General features: G+C 68.0%; 14 protein-coding genes. 7 read left to right on the forward strand and 7 right to left on the reverse strand.

Translation table 11 applies throughout. The features are described 5' to 3' along the window. Window positions 1-31: 31 nt before the first annotated feature. Together ACGLHS_RS04060 and ACGLHS_RS04065 are read left to right on the forward strand one after the other, a co-directional pair. Entirely contained in the window at window positions 32-592 is a 561-nt protein-coding gene (locus tag ACGLHS_RS04060; protein ID WP_394477075.1) for a cytochrome b, read from the forward strand. Continuing rightward, complete coding sequence (locus ACGLHS_RS04065) at window positions 589-1,455, forward strand: alpha/beta fold hydrolase (RefSeq protein ID WP_394477077.1); 867 nt, start codon at window positions 589-591, stop codon at window positions 1,453-1,455. Before ACGLHS_RS04060 ends, ACGLHS_RS04065 begins: the two co-directional genes overlap by 4 nt. A 7-nt stretch (window positions 1,456-1,462) precedes the next feature. Here ACGLHS_RS04065 and ACGLHS_RS04070 read toward each other — a convergent pair whose 3' ends face one another. Then, window positions 1,463-2,410: an aldo/keto reductase gene (locus tag ACGLHS_RS04070; RefSeq protein ID WP_394477079.1), complete on the reverse strand. Its 948-nt coding sequence runs from the start codon at window positions 2,408-2,410 to the stop codon at window positions 1,463-1,465. A 112-nt stretch (window positions 2,411-2,522) separates the two neighbouring features. Here ACGLHS_RS04070 and ACGLHS_RS04075 point away from each other — a divergent pair, with 112 nt between their 5' ends. Beyond that, window positions 2,523-3,443: a LysR substrate-binding domain-containing protein gene (locus ACGLHS_RS04075; protein WP_394477081.1), complete on the forward strand. Its 921-nt coding sequence runs from the start codon at window positions 2,523-2,525 to the stop codon at window positions 3,441-3,443. Here ACGLHS_RS04075 and ACGLHS_RS04080 read toward each other — a convergent pair. Both ACGLHS_RS04080 and ACGLHS_RS04085 read right to left on the reverse strand, forming a co-directional pair. Beyond that, complete coding sequence (locus ACGLHS_RS04080) at window positions 3,429-4,055, reverse strand: 2-hydroxychromene-2-carboxylate isomerase (RefSeq protein ID WP_394477083.1); 627 nt, start codon at window positions 4,053-4,055, stop codon at window positions 3,429-3,431. The two genes, ACGLHS_RS04075 and ACGLHS_RS04080, sit on opposite strands and share 15 nt — an antisense overlap. After that, window positions 4,052-4,891, reverse strand: a complete 840-nt coding sequence (locus ACGLHS_RS04085; RefSeq protein WP_394477085.1) for a CmcJ/NvfI family oxidoreductase — start codon at window positions 4,889-4,891, stop codon at window positions 4,052-4,054. The genes ACGLHS_RS04080 and ACGLHS_RS04085 overlap by 4 nt, the downstream gene beginning before the upstream one ends. A 169-nt stretch (window positions 4,892-5,060) precedes the next feature. On the opposite strand from ACGLHS_RS04085, the gene imuA reads away from it, so the two are divergent. From imuA to ACGLHS_RS04105, 4 genes are all read left to right on the forward strand, one after another. After that, window positions 5,061-5,870: a translesion DNA synthesis-associated protein ImuA gene (gene imuA, locus ACGLHS_RS04090; RefSeq protein WP_394477088.1), complete on the forward strand. Its 810-nt coding sequence runs from the start codon at window positions 5,061-5,063 to the stop codon at window positions 5,868-5,870. Then, window positions 5,839-7,194, forward strand: coding sequence for a Y-family DNA polymerase (locus tag ACGLHS_RS04095; RefSeq protein ID WP_394477090.1), 1,356 nt, complete (start codon window positions 5,839-5,841; stop codon window positions 7,192-7,194). Before imuA ends, ACGLHS_RS04095 begins: the two co-directional genes overlap by 32 nt. Further along, window positions 7,187-10,552, forward strand: coding sequence for an error-prone DNA polymerase (locus tag ACGLHS_RS04100; RefSeq protein ID WP_394477092.1), 3,366 nt, complete (start codon window positions 7,187-7,189; stop codon window positions 10,550-10,552). Before ACGLHS_RS04095 ends, ACGLHS_RS04100 begins: the two co-directional genes overlap by 8 nt. A gap of 98 nt (window positions 10,553-10,650) precedes the next feature. Further along, the gene (locus ACGLHS_RS04105; RefSeq protein WP_394477094.1) at window positions 10,651-11,571 is read left to right on the forward strand and encodes a hypothetical protein; all 921 of its coding nucleotides are present in this window, start codon (window positions 10,651-10,653) and stop codon (window positions 11,569-11,571) included. A gap of 15 nt (window positions 11,572-11,586) precedes the next feature. Here the strand turns inward: ACGLHS_RS04105 and ACGLHS_RS04110 are convergent, their stop codons facing one another. The 4 genes from ACGLHS_RS04110 to ACGLHS_RS04125 all read right to left on the reverse strand — a co-directional run bounded on the left by ACGLHS_RS04110 (window position 11,587) and on the right by ACGLHS_RS04125 (window position 14,834). Further along, a complete protein-coding gene (locus ACGLHS_RS04110; protein WP_394477096.1) occupies window positions 11,587-12,600 on the reverse strand; it encodes a phosphotransferase enzyme family protein in 1,014 nt (337 codons plus the stop codon). A 23-nt stretch (window positions 12,601-12,623) separates the two neighbouring features. Beyond that, a complete protein-coding gene (gene thpR, locus ACGLHS_RS04115) occupies window positions 12,624-13,163 on the reverse strand; it encodes an RNA 2',3'-cyclic phosphodiesterase (protein WP_394477098.1) in 540 nt (179 codons plus the stop codon). Between the two features lie 25 nt (window positions 13,164-13,188). Further along, window positions 13,189-13,419 (reverse strand): hypothetical protein, encoded by a 231-nt coding sequence (locus ACGLHS_RS04120; protein WP_394477100.1) that lies wholly within the window; start codon window positions 13,417-13,419, stop codon window positions 13,189-13,191. Between the two features lie 128 nt (window positions 13,420-13,547). After that, on the reverse strand, window positions 13,548-14,834 hold the full coding sequence (locus ACGLHS_RS04125; RefSeq protein WP_394477102.1) for an SGNH/GDSL hydrolase family protein: 1,287 nt from the start codon (window positions 14,832-14,834) through the stop codon (window positions 13,548-13,550). Window positions 14,835-14,855 lie beyond the last annotated feature (21 nt).

The following is a 14,855-nucleotide window of genomic DNA, read 5'->3' on the forward strand; positions in this document are numbered from 1 at the left end:
CTGAGTCGGCCCACGCCCGAAAATTCCCCGCATGCTCCCACAAATCCGCTACACCCGGACCGCCATGGCATTGCACTGGCTGGTCGCGGTGCTCATGGCCGTCAACATCGCATTGATCCTGCTGGTCGACCACTACCCCGACGACTGGGTGCGTCCCGCCGTCGACACCCACAAGTCGATCGGCATCACTGTGCTGGGGCTGGTGATCCTGCGGCTTCTGTGGCGGGCCACGCACCGGCCGCCGGCCATGCCGGGCTCGTACGGGCCGCTCGAACGCTTCGCCGCGCATGCGGCCCACGGCGTGCTTTATCTGCTGATGGTGTTGCTGCCGCTGTCGGGCTGGATGCACGACTCGGCGTGGAAGGACGCGGCCACGCACCCGATGCGGCTCTTCGGGCTGTTCGAATGGCCGCGCATCGGCTGGATCATGGCCATCGAGCCTGTCGCCAAGGAGACCTGGCACACCGTGCTCGGCGGCGTGCACACCTGGGCCGGCTACGTGCTTTACGTGATGTTCGGGCTGCACGTGCTGGGCGCGCTCAAGCACCAGTTCATCGACGGCGAAGCCGAACTCCAGCGGATGCTGCCATGAGCACCGGCACCATCGCCATCGAACAGGCCCGCGCCGAGATCGCGCGCATCGATGCGCTTTCCACGCACCACGACCCGGTGCACGAAGGCGTGCGCGTGCGCTGGCGCCGCTTCGGCACCGACACCTCGAAGCCGCCGCTGGTGCTGCTGCACGGCGGCCACGGCAGCTGGATGCACTGGCTGCGCAACGCCGAGGCGCTGTCGGCCCACCGCACGCTCTGGCTACCCGACATGCCGGGCTTTCACGATTCCGATGCGCTGCCCCGCGTGGCACCTGGCGAAGATTCGCTGTTGCCGCTGCTGAAGGCGCTCGGCGGCACGCTCGATGCGCTGATCGGCGCCGGCACGCCCATCGACCTCGGCGGCTTTTCCTTCGGCGGACTCACCGCCGCCCGCTTCGCGGTGCAGCGCCGCGCGATCCGCCGGCTGGCGCTCCTGGGCAGCGGCGGCCACGGCACGCTGCGGCGCATGACGGTGCAGATGATCAACTGGCGCGCCGCGCCCGACCGCGAGGCGGAACGCGCCGCGCTGCTGCACAACCTGGGCGCGCTGATGCTGCACGACAAGGCCGCCATCGACCCGCTGGCCTTCGAGATCCACGACATCTCCTGCCACGGCACGCGCTTTCGCAGCAAGGAGGTGTCGCTTGCGGGCGGGCTGCAGGCGGCGCTCGACACGCTGGGTGTGCCCACGCTGCTGCTCTGGGGCGAGTACGACGTCACCGCCGACCCGCGCCCGCTGGTGGCGCAACTGGTGGCCGAAGGGCCGCACCGCGAAGGCGCGGTGATCGACGGCGCGGGGCACTGGGTGCAGTACGAGCGTGCCGCGCAGGTCAACGCGCGGCTGCTGCAGTTCCTCGGCTGAGGCTTCTTCAGCGGCCGATGTCGGCGGCTTCGCGGCGCCAGAACGCCGCGTCCGGGAACGTGCCCGCACCGGCTGCTGCGTTGTCCGCCATGTGCTCCGCGCGGCTCGTGCCCGGGATCGTGCAGGTCACGGCCGGGTGGCTCAGCACGAACTTCAGCAGCACCTGCGCCCAGCTCGTGCAGCCGATGTCGCCGGCCCAGGCGGGCAACGGCTTGTCGCGCAGCCGCCGCAACAGGCCACCGCCGCCGAAGGGCAGATTGACGATCACCGCCACGCCGCGCTCGGCCGCGAGCGGCAGCAGGCGCTGTTCGGCCTCGCGCGCATCGAGCGAGTAGTTGATCTGCAAGAAGTCGAGCTTCTCGGCGCGCAGCACGGCCTCGACCTCGTCGTAGGCCGAGGCCGTGTAGTGCGTGACGCCGATGTAGCGCACGCGGCCCTTGTCCTTCCAGCCGCGCAAGGTGGCGAGGTGCGTGCGCCAGTCGACGAGGTTGTGCACCTGCATCAGGTCCATCTGCTTCGTGCGCAGCCGGGTGAACGACTGCTCCATCTGCGCGATGCCGGCGTCCCGGCCCGAGGTCCAGACCTTGGTGGCGAGAAAGGCCTTGTCGCGCTGTCCGCCCGCGGCCAGCAGCTCGCCGGTGGTTTCTTCGGAGCGGCCGTACATCGGCGAGCTGTCGATCACCGTGCCGCCGGCCGCAAAGAGCGCATCGAGCACCCCGGGCAGGCGCTTGTATTCGTCGCTGCCGGGGCGCCGGTCGAAGCCGATCCAGGTGCCGCAGCCGACGACCGGCAAGGCTTCCTGCGTGGAGGGGATGGGGCGGGTGTTCATGCGGGGCCTGTCGTTCTGGGATGGCGCCGCCGCGAACGCGGGGAGCGCGGCGCCGGCGCACAGGGCGGCACCCAGGCGCAGCAACTCGGCGCGGGTGAGGGAGGCATCGTTCGGTGGCGGCGGCATCGGGACGCCAGTATCCGGCGGGAAGGCGCAGCGAGGGGCCATGACGCGAGGCCGCCCCTGTGCTCCAATCCGCCTTTCTCCCGCTTTGTCTCGCTTCATATTCATCATGGGAATGCCACTCTCGCTCCTTCGCATGGCCTCGCTGGACCTCGTGCGGGGCTTTGTCGCGGTGGGCCGGCGCATGAGCATTTCGCTGGCGGCGCAAGACCTGTGCCTCACGCAGTCGGCGGTCAGCAAGCAGATCCATGCATTGGAAGAGCAACTGGGCGTGAAGCTGCTGGTGCGCGGCCATCGCTCGATCTCTTTCACCGCCGAGGGCGAGCGGCTCTTTCGCAGCGCCGATGGTGCCGTGCAGCAGTTGCAGGACGTGATGGGTGGCATCCGTCAGGCTGGCGAGCAGCGCCCGGTGACGCTCAGCGCCAGCATCGGCATGACCGGGCTCTGGCTGCTGCCGCGGCTGGCCCATGTGCAGAAGCTGCATCCGGGCGTGGACGTGCGCGTTTCGTCCAACAACCGGCTGGCCGACCTGCGCAACGAGGGCATCGACCTGGCCATCCGCTACACCACGCCCGCGCTGGCACCGGCCGGCGCGTTGCGGCTCTTCGGCGAAACGGTGGCGCCCGTGGCGCACCCTTCGCTGGGCCTGAAGTCGCTGCGTTCGGCCGGGGCCGTGTCGGGCCTGTGCCTGCTGGCATTCGAAGATCCGCAGCACCCGTGGCTGCAATGGAGCGACTGGCTGGCCTCGGTGGGCTGGGCCGACGCGAAGCCGCAGGCCGTGCTGCACTTCAACCAGTACGACCAGCTGATCCAGGCGGCGCTGGCCGGGCAGGGCGTGGCGCTGGGGCGGCTCGAGCTGATCCAGCCGTTGCTCGATGAAAAGCGCCTCGTGCGCGTGGCCGCGCCGGAGCCGGTTCAGTCATCGGGGCATGCCTATTGGCTGATCCAGGCCGAGGACGCGCCGCGCGAAGAAGTGCGCCACGTGGCCGCGTGGCTGGCGGCCGAGGCGCGGCAACAGCAGTCAGGCGGCGCCTGAGCCTGCTGCCGCTTGGCAGAACGCCAGCGCTTCGTCGAGGCGGTCGTTGCCCCAGAACATTTCGTCGCCGGCAAGGAAGGTCGGCGCGCCGAAGATGCCTTTCTCGGTAGCGGTTTCGGTCTGGCGCCGCAGCCGCAGCTTGTTGGCGTCGGAGATGGCCTCTTCGATGATCCGGTGCGCCGGCAGGCCGAGGTCGGCCAGCAGGTCGTGCATGGCCTGGGGCGAATCGATGTCGCGGTCTTCGGCGAAGTTCATCGCCATCGTGCGGCGGCAGAACTCGCCCATCCACGGTTGCGTGGCGCCCACCAAAGCGATGCGCAGCGGCAGCACGGCCGGGCGCGGAAAGCGGGTTGGCTGCCGCCATGGCAGGCCGTACTTGCGGCACTGGCGGGCCATGTCTTTCCACGTGTAGTCGCCTTTCTCTTTCTGCAGCACGAAGGGCGACGACTCCCAGCCGAACGAGCGAAAGATCGGCCCGAGCAGAAAGGGCTGCCAGCGGATGCCTACGCCATGGCGCGCCGCTTCTTCCTCGATGCGCATGACGCTCAGGTAGCTGTAGTTGCTGCCGAAGTCGAACCAGAAATCGAGCGTGGGGCGTGTGGGCGAAGTCATTCGAACACCACCAGGCAGCGGGCTTCGATGCTTTCGCGCAGCGGCGCGTCGGCGGGCGCATCGGGGTGGTCGAAGGCCGCATGCGGCGTGTAGCGCGACACGCCGCTCAACTGCGAGTCGTACTGCTTGAAGACCAGCGCCTCGTGCCGGTCCATCGCCGAAAAATACGACCAGCGGTGCGAGGGCGAATGGGTCGCCAGGTAGATCTCGCCGGTGCGGCGCGGGTAGCGCACTTCGGCGCTGACCAGGTCCTTCGCCATCACCGAGCGCGCGTCGCACACGGCCAATGGCGTGTCGAGCACCGGGCCCCTGATCGAGCGCCAGACGTTGACGATGCAGTAGCGCCGCACGGCCGCGGCCTCATCGGGGTCGGCCAGCACCATGGCCAGCCGGCGGCGGCCGGATTCCTCGGTGTAGTCGTTGTGGATGCGGCCGTTGGCAGCAGCCTTGCCGTCGCTCGCGCGGCGGCCGAAGCTCAAGGCGGCGCGATCGGCTTCGCGGCGGCGCACCAGGTGGTCGAACACGTAGGCCCGGGTGCCGCCCGTCACTTGCAGCGCCAGTTCGGCGACCTCGCGGTGGTAGATGGCCGTGACCTCGGCATCGTCGAGAAAGTCGGCCACGGCCGTGGGTGCATCGCGCAGCACGAAGCCTTCGCGCTCGATGTCGGTGGGGGCCGCGGCGGCGCGTGCGTCCGAGATCGGCATGGGGCGCAGCTCGTAGCTGCCGCTTTCCCAGGGCGTGTCGGGTGGCGGCTGGAAGGTGTAGCTGAACGGGCGCAGCGCGGAAGGCTGCAGGTAGTTCAGGCCGGCGGTGACGGTGGCGGTGGGGTGGTTCATGCGGGGCTCCTTTGCCTGGCATTGGAGCGAAAGCACGGCCCCGGCTCAAACGACTTCTGCTCGCCTTGGCATGAGCCATGGGAATATGAAAAAGCCAACCCGGAAGAAAAGCCTCTTCCTTCTTGCGACCCATGAAATACTGTATAAAAATACAGTTAACAGTTCAATCATGGGCCTCCCTTTCCTCGACTCCTTTTCCGCTGCCGCAGGCCGTGGCGTCTGGCACGCCGACGAGCTTGGCCTGGCCGATGCGCAGGTCACTGCCACCGGCCATGCCGCGCTCGACGCGCAATTGCCGGGCGGCGGCTGGCCGGTCGGCGCCATGACGGAGCTGCTGCAGGCCTCGCCCGAGGCCCACGTCTGGCGGCTGCTGCTGCCCGCGTTGGCGCAGGCGGTGGAAACGCGCGGCGGCCCGGTCGTGCTGATCGGTGCGCCTTACGAGCCTTGCGGCCCTTCGCTCGCGGCGCAGGGCCTGCCGGTGGAAGCCCTGATGTGGGTCCGCAGCGATGCAGCCCCCGCGCGCCTGTGGGCCTGCGAGCAGGCGCTGCGCTGCGCCGACGTGGCCGCCGTCGTGGCTTGGCTGCCGCAGGCGCGCGTGGCCGAGTTGCGGCGGCTGCAGCTGGCCGCCGCCCAGCACGAGGTGCTGCTTTTCGTGTGCCGGCCCCGGTCGGTGGCGCAGTCGGCGTCGCCTGCGCGGCTTCGCATCCAGGTCGAGCGCTGCGAGAGCGACAGCGCGCAGATCGAGCTGCACATCCTCAAGCGTCGCGGCCCGCCGCTGGCCTCGCCGGTGATGCTGCCCGCGCGCAACGAGCGCATGGCCGCGCTGCTGGCCGCCGCCCGGCTGCGGCGCAGGCTGCGCTTGCAGCAACTGGGCACGGTGCCGCCTGCCGGCGAGGCGGCATCGCAGGCCACCGTGGTCCGCATCGACGCGTGGAAAGGAGGCCCCAATGCACTGGATCGCATTGCGGTGGTCGCTTGAAGCCGACGCGCCCGACACACCTGATGCACAGCCCCTGCCCACGCCCGAGGCCCTGGGCTGGTGGGCGCTGCAGTACACGCCCCATGTCGCCTGGCAAGACGAAGCCCTGATGCTCGAGGTTTCCGCCTGCGAGCGCCTGTGGGGCGGGCGGCTGCAAATGATGCGGGGGCTGCTCGCCGCCAACCCTGTCCCTGATGCGCGCATGCTGGGCGCACAGGGCGCCACCAGCCTGATCGCGCTGGCGCGGCTGCGCCTGTTTTCGCGCGACGAAGACCGGCCGAAGAACATTCCGGAGGGCCTGCCGCTCGACACCCTGAGCGCCGCGCATGCGCACCTCGACCTGCTCGCGCGGCTCGGCTGCCGCACCTGGGGCGACGTGGCCGCCTTGCCGCGCGGCGGCCTCACGCGGCGCTTCGGCGCGGACTTGCGCGAGGCGCTCGACAAGGCCTGGGGCCTGCGCCCCGAAAGCCACACCTGGCTCACACTGCCCGACGTGTTCGAGCAGAAGCTGGAGCTGCCCGCGCTCGCCGTGACCGCGCCCGAGCTGATGTGGTCGGCCAACCGCCTGCTGATGGCGCTGCAGTTCTGGCTGCGTGCGCGCCAGCGCGGCGCGCGTGCGCTCGAGCTGCAATGGACGCTCGACCTCAAGCGCTTCAACGGCGTGAACCTGCCGCCGCACCAGCAGGTCACCGTGCGCACGGCCGAGCCCACGCAGGACATGGCGCACCTGCGCCGTCTGCTGTCCGAAAAACTGGCGCTCACCACGCTTGCCGCGCCCACGAGCTGGCTCCGGCTGCGCACCCTCGAAACCGATCCGTGGGCCGGCGCCAGCACCAGCTTTCTGCCCGAAGACAACCGCAAGGGCGACAAGCTGCACGAGATGGTCGAGCGGCTCAGCATGCGGCTCGGTGCCACGCAGGTCGTGGTGCCGTCGGCGCAGGCCGACCACCGGCCCGAGCGCAAGCAGGCATGGCGGCCCGCGCTGCAGAAAGACAAGGCGCCCGACAAGGTCCGAAAGGACGCGAAGGCCGCGGCCTCGCAGCCCGATGCGCTCTATCCGCCATGGCTGCTGCCCGAACCCCTGCTGCTGGAGATGGACGGCGAGCGGCCGTGCTACCTCGGGCCGTTGAGCAAGCTGATCGGGCCGCAGCGCGTCGAAGCCGGCTGGTGGGGCGACAAGAACGACGGCGGCCAGCCCGCGATGCGCGACTACTACGTGGCGGAAAGCCCCGAGGCCGGGCTGGTGTGGATCTTTCGCGAGCGGCCTGCCGCGCGCTTTTCTTCCGGCGAAGTGCGCTGGTACCTGCAAGGCTTCTATGCCTGATCCCAGCGGCAAGCAGATGCGGGCGCTCATGCCTGCCAAGGTGCATGTGCTGCCGCAGCGGTTCAGGCCGGTGCCGGGCTTGCCCGACTATGCCGAGCTGCACTGCCTGACGAACTTCAGCTTTCAGCGCGGCGCATCGATGCCCGAGGACATGGTGGAGCGCGCCTACCACCTGGGCTACTCGGCGCTGGCGATCACCGATGAATGCTCGGTGGCAGGCATCGTGCGTGCGCATGTCGCGTTGCGCGACCTGCCTGCGAAGCTGGATGAGTACGAACGCGAGAACCCCGACGAGCCGCCGATTCCGCGTCACCCCGATTTCCGGTTGCTGTTCGGCAGCGAGTTCCGCTTCGAGCGCTTCAAGCTCGTGGTGATCGCGAACGACACCGAGGGCTGGGGCAACCTCTGCGAGTTCATCACCGCCGCGCGCAACACAGAGTTGCCCAAGGGCGAGTACCGCGTGAGCTGGGAAGGCAGCGACGTGGCCTCGCTACAGCGCTGCCAGGTTCTTTTCGTGCCGCATCGGGCCCCCGGCCGCGCGGTGGACGTCGCCACGCTGCATGAAGACCTGATGGCCGCCAAGGCGCTTTACGGCATCAACCTCTGGCTGGCGATGGAGCTGTTCAACGAAGTCGACGACGACCTCTGGTTCGTCACGCTGATGCAGGCGGGCGAACAGGCCGGCGTTCCGCTGGTGGCGGCCGGCGATGTGCACATGCATGTGCGTGCCTGCAAGCCCTTGCATGACGTGCTGACGGCCGTGCGCGAAGGCAAGACCGTGGCCGAGTGCGGCTTTGCGCTGGAGTCGAATGCCGAGCGGCATCTGCGGCAGCGGATGCGGCTGGCCGAGCTTTATCTGCCGCAGATGCTGGCGAATACGCTGGTGGTGGCGCAGCGTTGCAGATTTGATCCAAAGGTGATCCGGGAGAACTACAAGTACCCGCTGGAGATGGTGGGCAACAATGAAACTGCCGCGCAGACGCTGGTGCGAAAGACGTGGGAGGGCGCATTGAAGATGTACCCGATCGAAAGATATTCCTCGGGAATTCCCGGAAGTGTCTGCATGCAGCTGCACAAAGAGCTGAAGCTGATCATCGACCTGGAATACGAGATGTTCTTTCTCACGGTGGAAGACATCGTGCGCTTCGCAAAATCCGAGGGCATCCTTTGCCAGGGCCGTGGCTCATCGGCCAACTCGGCGGTCTGCTACTGCCTCGGCATCACCGCGATCAACCCCGACAAGGGCACGCTGCTGTTCGAGCGCTTTCTTAGCCGTGAACGCCGCGAGCCACCTGACATCGACGTCGACTTCGAGCACCAGAAGCGCGAAAAAGTCATCCAGTACATCTACGAGAAATACGGCCGCGAGCGTGCAGCCATCGCCGCCGTCGTCATCTGCTACCGCGCGCGCAGCTCCTTGCGTGACGTGGGCAAGGCCATCGGCATCGATGAGCGGCTGATCGATGAATTTGCCAAAGACCACTACTGGTTCGACGACACCGTGCTGGGCGAACAACTGCGCCAGGCAGCCGCGCGCGTCGGCGTGGAAGAAGACGAACTCAAGCTGATGCAGTGGATCGAGCTCACGCAGAAGCTCAAGGGATTTCCGCGCCACCTGAGCCAGCACGTCGGCGGTTTCGTGCTCACGCACACCAGGCTCACGCGGCTGGTGCCGGTCGAGAAGGCATCGATGAAAGACCGCTCCGTCATCCAGTGGGAGAAAGACGACCTCGAAGCCATGGGCATGCTCAAGGTCGACGTGCTCGCGCTCGGCATGCTCAGTGCGATCCGGCGCGGGCTCGACCACATGAACCGCTGGCGGGGCTCGATGGTGCAGATGCATCACATCCCGAACGACGACCAGAAGGTGTTCGACATGATCTGCGACGCCGACACCATCGGCGTGTTCCAGATCGAGAGCAGGGCGCAGATGTCGATGCTGCCTCGCCTGAAGCCGCGTACCTACGAAGACCTGGTGATCGAGGTCGCGATCGTGCGGCCGGGGCCCATTCAGGGCGGCATGGTGCATCCGTATCTGAAGCAGCGCGAGCGGGTGGCCAAGAGGCTGCCGATCGTCTACGAGAAAGACGAGCTTCGCCCCGCACTCGAACGCACGCTGGGCATACCGATCTTCCAGGAGCAGGTGATGCAGATCGCCATGATCGCGGCCAAATTCACGGCCGACGAGGCGGACCAGTTGCGCCGCGCGATGGCGGCATGGAAACGCAAGGGCGGCCTCGGCAAGTTCCACGACAAGCTCGTGAACGGCATGGTCGATAACGGCTACAAGGCCAGCTTTGCCGAAGCCATCTTCAAGCAGGTCATGGGCTTCGGCGATTACGGCTTCCCCGAAAGCCATGCTGCGAGCTTCGCGCTGCTGGTCACCGTGAGCAGTTGGCTCAAGAACTACGAGCCTGCCTGCTTTCTCGCCGCATTGCTCGATTCGCAACCCATGGGCTTCTACAGCCCATCGCAGCTCGTGCAGGACGCGCGCCGCCATGGCGTCGAGGTGCGGCCGGTCGATGTCACATGCAGCGACATCGACACCACGCTCGAAGCCCGCGCCCCTGATGCGCCGCGCATGCCGGCGGGCACCGACGCGCGCTATGCCGACCGCCTGGGCAACGAGAACCAGCCCGCGGTGCGGCTCGGCCTGAACCGCATCGCCAGCCTCAGCAAGGACGGCGCCGAACGCCTGCTGAAAGCGCGCGCACAAGCGCCATTCACCAGCACCGAAGACCTGGCGTTGCGCGCCGAACTCGACGGCAAGGACATGGCGGCGCTCGCTGCGGCCGATGCGCTGATGTCGCTCTCGGGCCATCGGCGCCAGCAGGTGTGGGACGCCACCGCGCAGCATCGCTCGCCGGCCCTGCTCAAGGGCGTGCCGATCCACGAGCAGGTTCTGCTGCTGCCCGCTGCGTCCGAGGGCGAAGAGATCGTCGGCGACTACGCGGCGCTCCGCCTCACGCTGCGCCGCCACCCGCTCGCGCTGCTTCGCCCACGTTTGGCGCGCATGAAGCTCATGAGCGCGGAGGAACTGCGCGCGCAGCCCACCGGGCAGACCGTGCGCGCCTGCGGCATCGTCAAGGGCCGGCAGCGGCCCGGAACCGCCAACGGCACCATCTTCGTCACGCTCGAAGACGAGACCGGCAACGTCAACGTGATCGTCTGGAACCACGTCATCGATGCCTGGCGCGAGCCGCTGCTGAAGTCGCACCTGCTCGCGGTGCAAGGCACCTGGCAGCGCGACGACGACAGCGGTGGCAAGGTGCAGCACCTGATCGCCACCGGCTTCAAGGACCTGACGCCGCTCATGGGCCGGCTCGCGCAGAGCAACACGAGCCGGGACTTTCATTGAACGCCGGCGTGTTGCCTGCCGAAACCGCCGCTCCTCGAATGCAACCGATGGTTCCATGCCTCGCACCGCCGCCGACTTTTCGCTAACCTGTTTCTTCCATGCCTGAAACCGTTTTTCCTGCGCCTGTGGTGGTCGCGGCGCCGATCGGCCCGCCGCCGCCCGCGCCCGATGTGCCGTTGCCCATCGCACCGCCGCCACCGCAGCCCATGCCGCCGCCCGAGGGCGACCCGCCCCCGGTGGCGCCGCCCGTCACCGACCCCGGTTTTCCGCCGCCGGTGGTGGAGCCGCCACCGATGCAATCGGCCGTACCTTTCGGCAAGCTGCATGCGCGGCGCCTTCGCGAGATCTACCGTTCGGCCGGCTGGCCCTGCTGCGACGGCATCGAGGTCGAGTTGCTCGCCGGTGGCTATCTCGAACGCGTGCGCTCCGTGCAGGGCCACGAGACCCTGCGCGTGACCGATGCCGGCATTGCGCGCATCGCGACCACGCTCACCCTCAACCGCGCGGCGCTGTCGCCGCACGAGGCGCTGGTCGAGCGCGTGGCGCGCGAGATGACGCGCGGCGGCCGTATCGCATGGCGTGGCCTTGGCTTGCGTGCCCGCCTGCCGCCGCTGGAAGAGGGCGGCAAGCCGCGCTGGTGCATGGCGCGGCCCGATGTGTTTTCGATCCGCAACACCAGCGTCGAGGCCTATGCGCACCCCATCGTGCACGAGGTGAAGGTGAGCCGCGCCGACCTGCTCGGCGATCTGCGCAAGCCCGACAAGCGCGCGGCCTACCTCGACCTGGGTGGCGAGTGCTGGTACGTGCTGGGCAACGACGCCAAGGGGCGCTGCATCGCCAAGCCCGAAGAGGTGCCTGCCGAATGCGGCGTGATGGTGCTCGAAGGCGAGCGCCTCGTGGTGGCCCGCGCGGCGGTGCACCGCGCTTTCGAGCGCATTCCCTTCGCCGTCTGGCTGGCGCTGGCCAAGGCGCAGCCCGTCGCGGGCTTCGAGGACGATGCGCAGGACCTGCTGATCTGAGCCCGCCGGCTCGAATCAGGTGATCGCTTCGTAGCTCCGGTGCGCGATGGCGACGACGTCGTCCGGCAGGAACTGGCTCGCGATCTGGCGCAGGCCCTCTTCGCGGTCTTCCACGCTCGCGGCCGTATCGAAGATCAGGTCGCAGGTTTCGAGCAGGTCCCTGGTGATCCGTTCGTAGCGGTAGTAGGCCAGCGCCATCGGGTCGATGTCTGTTGGCCCATAGCCCTCGTAGAACAGCGCTTCTTCCCTCGGCTGGTTCCACACGTGACCGACACCGCCGCCGATGAACATCAGGTCGCGCTCTTTCGGCGCGAGGATCAGCGTGTCCCAGTCGATGACGCACAGGCTGTCGTTGTCGCCGACGAGTACGTTGCCGGCGTGGATGTCGGAGTGGCACAGCACGAGCGGCAACGATCGCTCCAGCAGGATCGAGGCGATCTGTTCGCTCCGGTAGACGACGGTGTCGATCTCTTCGTCATGCGCTTCCCAGAAGGCGAGAAAGCGGCGAACGACGTCGTCGCCGGCCAGGCCGTTGATGAAGCGGCGCTGGTATCGGCGCACGCCTTCACGCCAGTGGTGCGAATAGCTTTCTTGCGGCACGCCTGCGCGCAGGGCATCCGGCAGCTCGGCATGGTGAACGGCGCTCAATGCGGCACCGAGCGCGGTCCATTGCGCATTGGACAGGGCGCGCTCGAAGCCGTTGTCGCCCTTGAAGAAGGGATAGAGCATCCAGTCGAAGCCAAGGCTGCGCACGCTGAGTTGGCGGTCTGTGGCCGGCAGCGGCGCCATCACGGCCTCGATGCCTTTCTCGTGATGGAGAAAGGCGGGGATGGAGACGACGGCCGGCCTGCAATCGTCTCGGCGCAGCTTGAGGATGTACGCAGCCCCGTCGTTGGCATCGACGCGAAATACGGCTGAATTCACATCGGCCCCGAGCGGCAGGAATTCAGCGTGTATGGCGTGCAACCCGTATTCGTTGGCGAGGCATTGGGCGATGGCGTCTTGCGAAAGGTCGGGTGGCGTCAGCATGCAGGAAATGTAGCGCCGGATTCCTAATGCGCAGGGTAGGACGCCAGCAACTCATGACGAAAGGGACGCGTGAAGTGCGAGCGAACGAGCCTGAACTCCCGCACGTTCCAACGGATGGGGCTCAAGGTCGGGCAGGCAGCATGCTCCGCGTCTCTGGCAATCGTGACGTGCGGGTTCCATCCGCGGATGAGAGAACGGAAGCCGGCCCGATGCACTGCGTGTTCGATATGGGCTTGAAGCGCGCGCAGGCCTTGATGGTCCGCAGGCTGGACCACCGAAACGTCGTTGTTCCATGTGCATGAGTGGTCCAGCGTGAGTTCCAGCGTTGGCAGCGACACCTGCGCCAGCGCGGCACGCAGACGTCGCTCCGCGAATTCGTCCTGATCGTGAAGGTACTCCAGCGTCAGATGCCATCGATCTTCTGGAGGAAAACGGCTGCTCGTGGGCCACAGCCAATCGTCGCGATGCGCCTTGATTTCAGTGCGAACGGCCTCGTCGGGAAACAGTCCGATGAGAAGCCGGTTGCGCACTTGTCCATTCCGGGAAAGATGTTCGGACTTCATACGGCCTTCCTTGCAATGAGGCGGCTCAGGAAGCAGACGGCCACCAATGCTCGGCCGTCGTGCGGATGACGCGCGCCGCCTGAACGCGGACGTCGTCCATTTCATTGCCATCGTCGTCGTCGGCAGACCCCATCTCGCGGGCCACCTTGAAGGGCCAGGTCGAGATGCGGCCTGTGCGTGCGCGGGGCTGCAACGGCTGCAGCCGGGAGAAAAAGAGAACCTGCGCAGAGGGCGCAGGCGGAGTGGCGGTGGTCATGGAGGTCGCCTCGCTGTTGTTCTTGGAGACGACGAATTTTAGAGAAATACTGTATTTATGTACAGTATATTTGTGGTCTCCAAGGACGCGTGGAAAGCCCCGTTCCGGGCCTTCCCGCGGCCGTTCTCTTACGGCTGCATGGGGCCGCCCAGCAGGGCGTCGAGGTCGATCGCGGCGGCCATCGCCCTGTAACCGGCGTCGCCGGGGTGCAGATGGTCGCCGGAGTCCATCGCGGCCTTCATGCGGATCGGGCGGGCCGGGTCGCGCAGCAGGGCGTCGAAATCGACCACGGCGTCGAAGGCGCCGCTCTCGCGAATCCAGCGGTTCACGGCCTGCCGCACCTTGTCTTTTTCGGGCGAGTGGTGGCCGGCCAGCGGCGTGCCTTCCAACGCGCGTTCGTTGGGGACGATGGTGGCGCCCATGATGCGCACGTTATGGGCATGGGCCATCGCGATCAACCGGCGAAACCCCTGGATGACTTCTTCGGCGCGCACGGCGGGCTCCTGCGGCGCGAACGGGCCGCCCGGCCAGCCGATGTCGTTGGTGCCCAGCATCACGACCATGGCGCGCACGCCGGGCTGCGAGAACACGTCGCGGCCGACGCGCTCCAGCGCGGCGCGGCCCATGCCGTCTTTCAGCAGGCGGCCGCCGGAGTTGCCGGCGTTGAGCACGCCCACGCCACGCCCCGCAAGGCGCTCGGCCAGTGCATCGGGCCAGCGGGTGTTGGCGCCGGGCGTCGAGCCGTTGCCGTCGGTCAGCGAATCGCCGAGGGCGACGACGGTGGTGGGCGCCTTCGGTGTCTCGACGATCAGGCCGCTCACGTAGACGCGGGTGCTCCATTGCGCGGCGTCAGCGGGCAGGTGCGGGGCTCCGGTCATGTCGCCGTCGGCCACATAGGCGATCTGTCGGGCATCGAAGTGAAAGCCCGCGGGCTGGCTCGGCGCAGGCAGGTAGAGCGACACGGCGACTTCGCCGAGCGCGGGCAGCGGCAGGTCGACCGGGTCGCTGACCAGCCGCGCACCGGGCGGCACGACAACCTCGGCCTGCCCGCCGAAGCGCACCGCGCGGTCGCTGCCTTCGACGATGGCCGAGCCTTCGGCGTGCCGGGCCACGCGCACCGCACCGACGTGCAGCGGCGAGGCGCCGCCTTCGTTGCTGATCACCACGCGCAGCCGGGTGCCGCCGATGCTCAGGCGCGCCACCTGGCGGATCGTCTGTCGATTGAACTGGAAGGGGACGCCGGCAGGCAGCACGAAGCTGCCGTCCCACAGGGGCTGGGTGGCGGCCATCCAGCTGGGGCTCCAGTAGGTGGGCGGCGGCGCGCTCGTCTGCGCGGTGGATGCGGCGGCAACGCCTGCCAGCGTGAGCGCCAGTGCGCCTTGGCGCAGGATCGATCCGAGTGTCGATGCGGTCATTGGAAGTCCTCGAAATGGTTG

Origin of the sequence: Variovorax sp. VaC1, from assembly GCF_043658315.1 — a bacterium.
Taxonomy (GTDB): domain Bacteria; phylum Pseudomonadota; class Gammaproteobacteria; order Burkholderiales; family Burkholderiaceae_C; genus Variovorax.

What these genes read in the sequence shown, in the direction of transcription:
- ACGLHS_RS04075 (WP_394477081.1), top strand. Translation starts at nt 2,523, where the DNA reads ATGCCACTCTCGCTCCTTCGCATGGCCTCGCTGGACCTCGTGCGGGGC.
- ACGLHS_RS04105 (WP_394477094.1), top strand. Translation starts at nt 10,651, where the DNA reads ATGCCTGAAACCGTTTTTCCTGCGCCTGTGGTGGTCGCGGCGCCGATC.
- thpR (WP_394477098.1), bottom strand. Translation starts at nt 13,163, where the DNA reads ATGAAGTCCGAACATCTTTCCCGGAATGGACAAGTGCGCAACCGGCTT.
- ACGLHS_RS04095 (WP_394477090.1), top strand. Translation starts at nt 5,839, where the DNA reads ATGCACTGGATCGCATTGCGGTGGTCGCTTGAAGCCGACGCGCCCGAC.
- ACGLHS_RS04085 (WP_394477085.1), bottom strand. Translation starts at nt 4,891, where the DNA reads ATGAACCACCCCACCGCCACCGTCACCGCCGGCCTGAACTACCTGCAG.
- ACGLHS_RS04100 (WP_394477092.1), top strand. Translation starts at nt 7,187, where the DNA reads ATGCCTGATCCCAGCGGCAAGCAGATGCGGGCGCTCATGCCTGCCAAG.
- imuA (WP_394477088.1), top strand. Translation starts at nt 5,061, where the DNA reads ATGGGCCTCCCTTTCCTCGACTCCTTTTCCGCTGCCGCAGGCCGTGGC.
- ACGLHS_RS04060 (WP_394477075.1), top strand. Translation starts at nt 32, where the DNA reads ATGCTCCCACAAATCCGCTACACCCGGACCGCCATGGCATTGCACTGG.
- ACGLHS_RS04125 (WP_394477102.1), bottom strand. Translation starts at nt 14,834, where the DNA reads ATGACCGCATCGACACTCGGATCGATCCTGCGCCAAGGCGCACTGGCG.
- ACGLHS_RS04120 (WP_394477100.1), bottom strand. Translation starts at nt 13,419, where the DNA reads ATGACCACCGCCACTCCGCCTGCGCCCTCTGCGCAGGTTCTCTTTTTC.
- ACGLHS_RS04080 (WP_394477083.1), bottom strand. Translation starts at nt 4,055, where the DNA reads ATGACTTCGCCCACACGCCCCACGCTCGATTTCTGGTTCGACTTCGGC.
- ACGLHS_RS04110 (WP_394477096.1), bottom strand. Translation starts at nt 12,600, where the DNA reads ATGCTGACGCCACCCGACCTTTCGCAAGACGCCATCGCCCAATGCCTC.
- ACGLHS_RS04065 (WP_394477077.1), top strand. Translation starts at nt 589, where the DNA reads ATGAGCACCGGCACCATCGCCATCGAACAGGCCCGCGCCGAGATCGCG.
- ACGLHS_RS04070 (WP_394477079.1), bottom strand. Translation starts at nt 2,410, where the DNA reads ATGCCGCCGCCACCGAACGATGCCTCCCTCACCCGCGCCGAGTTGCTG.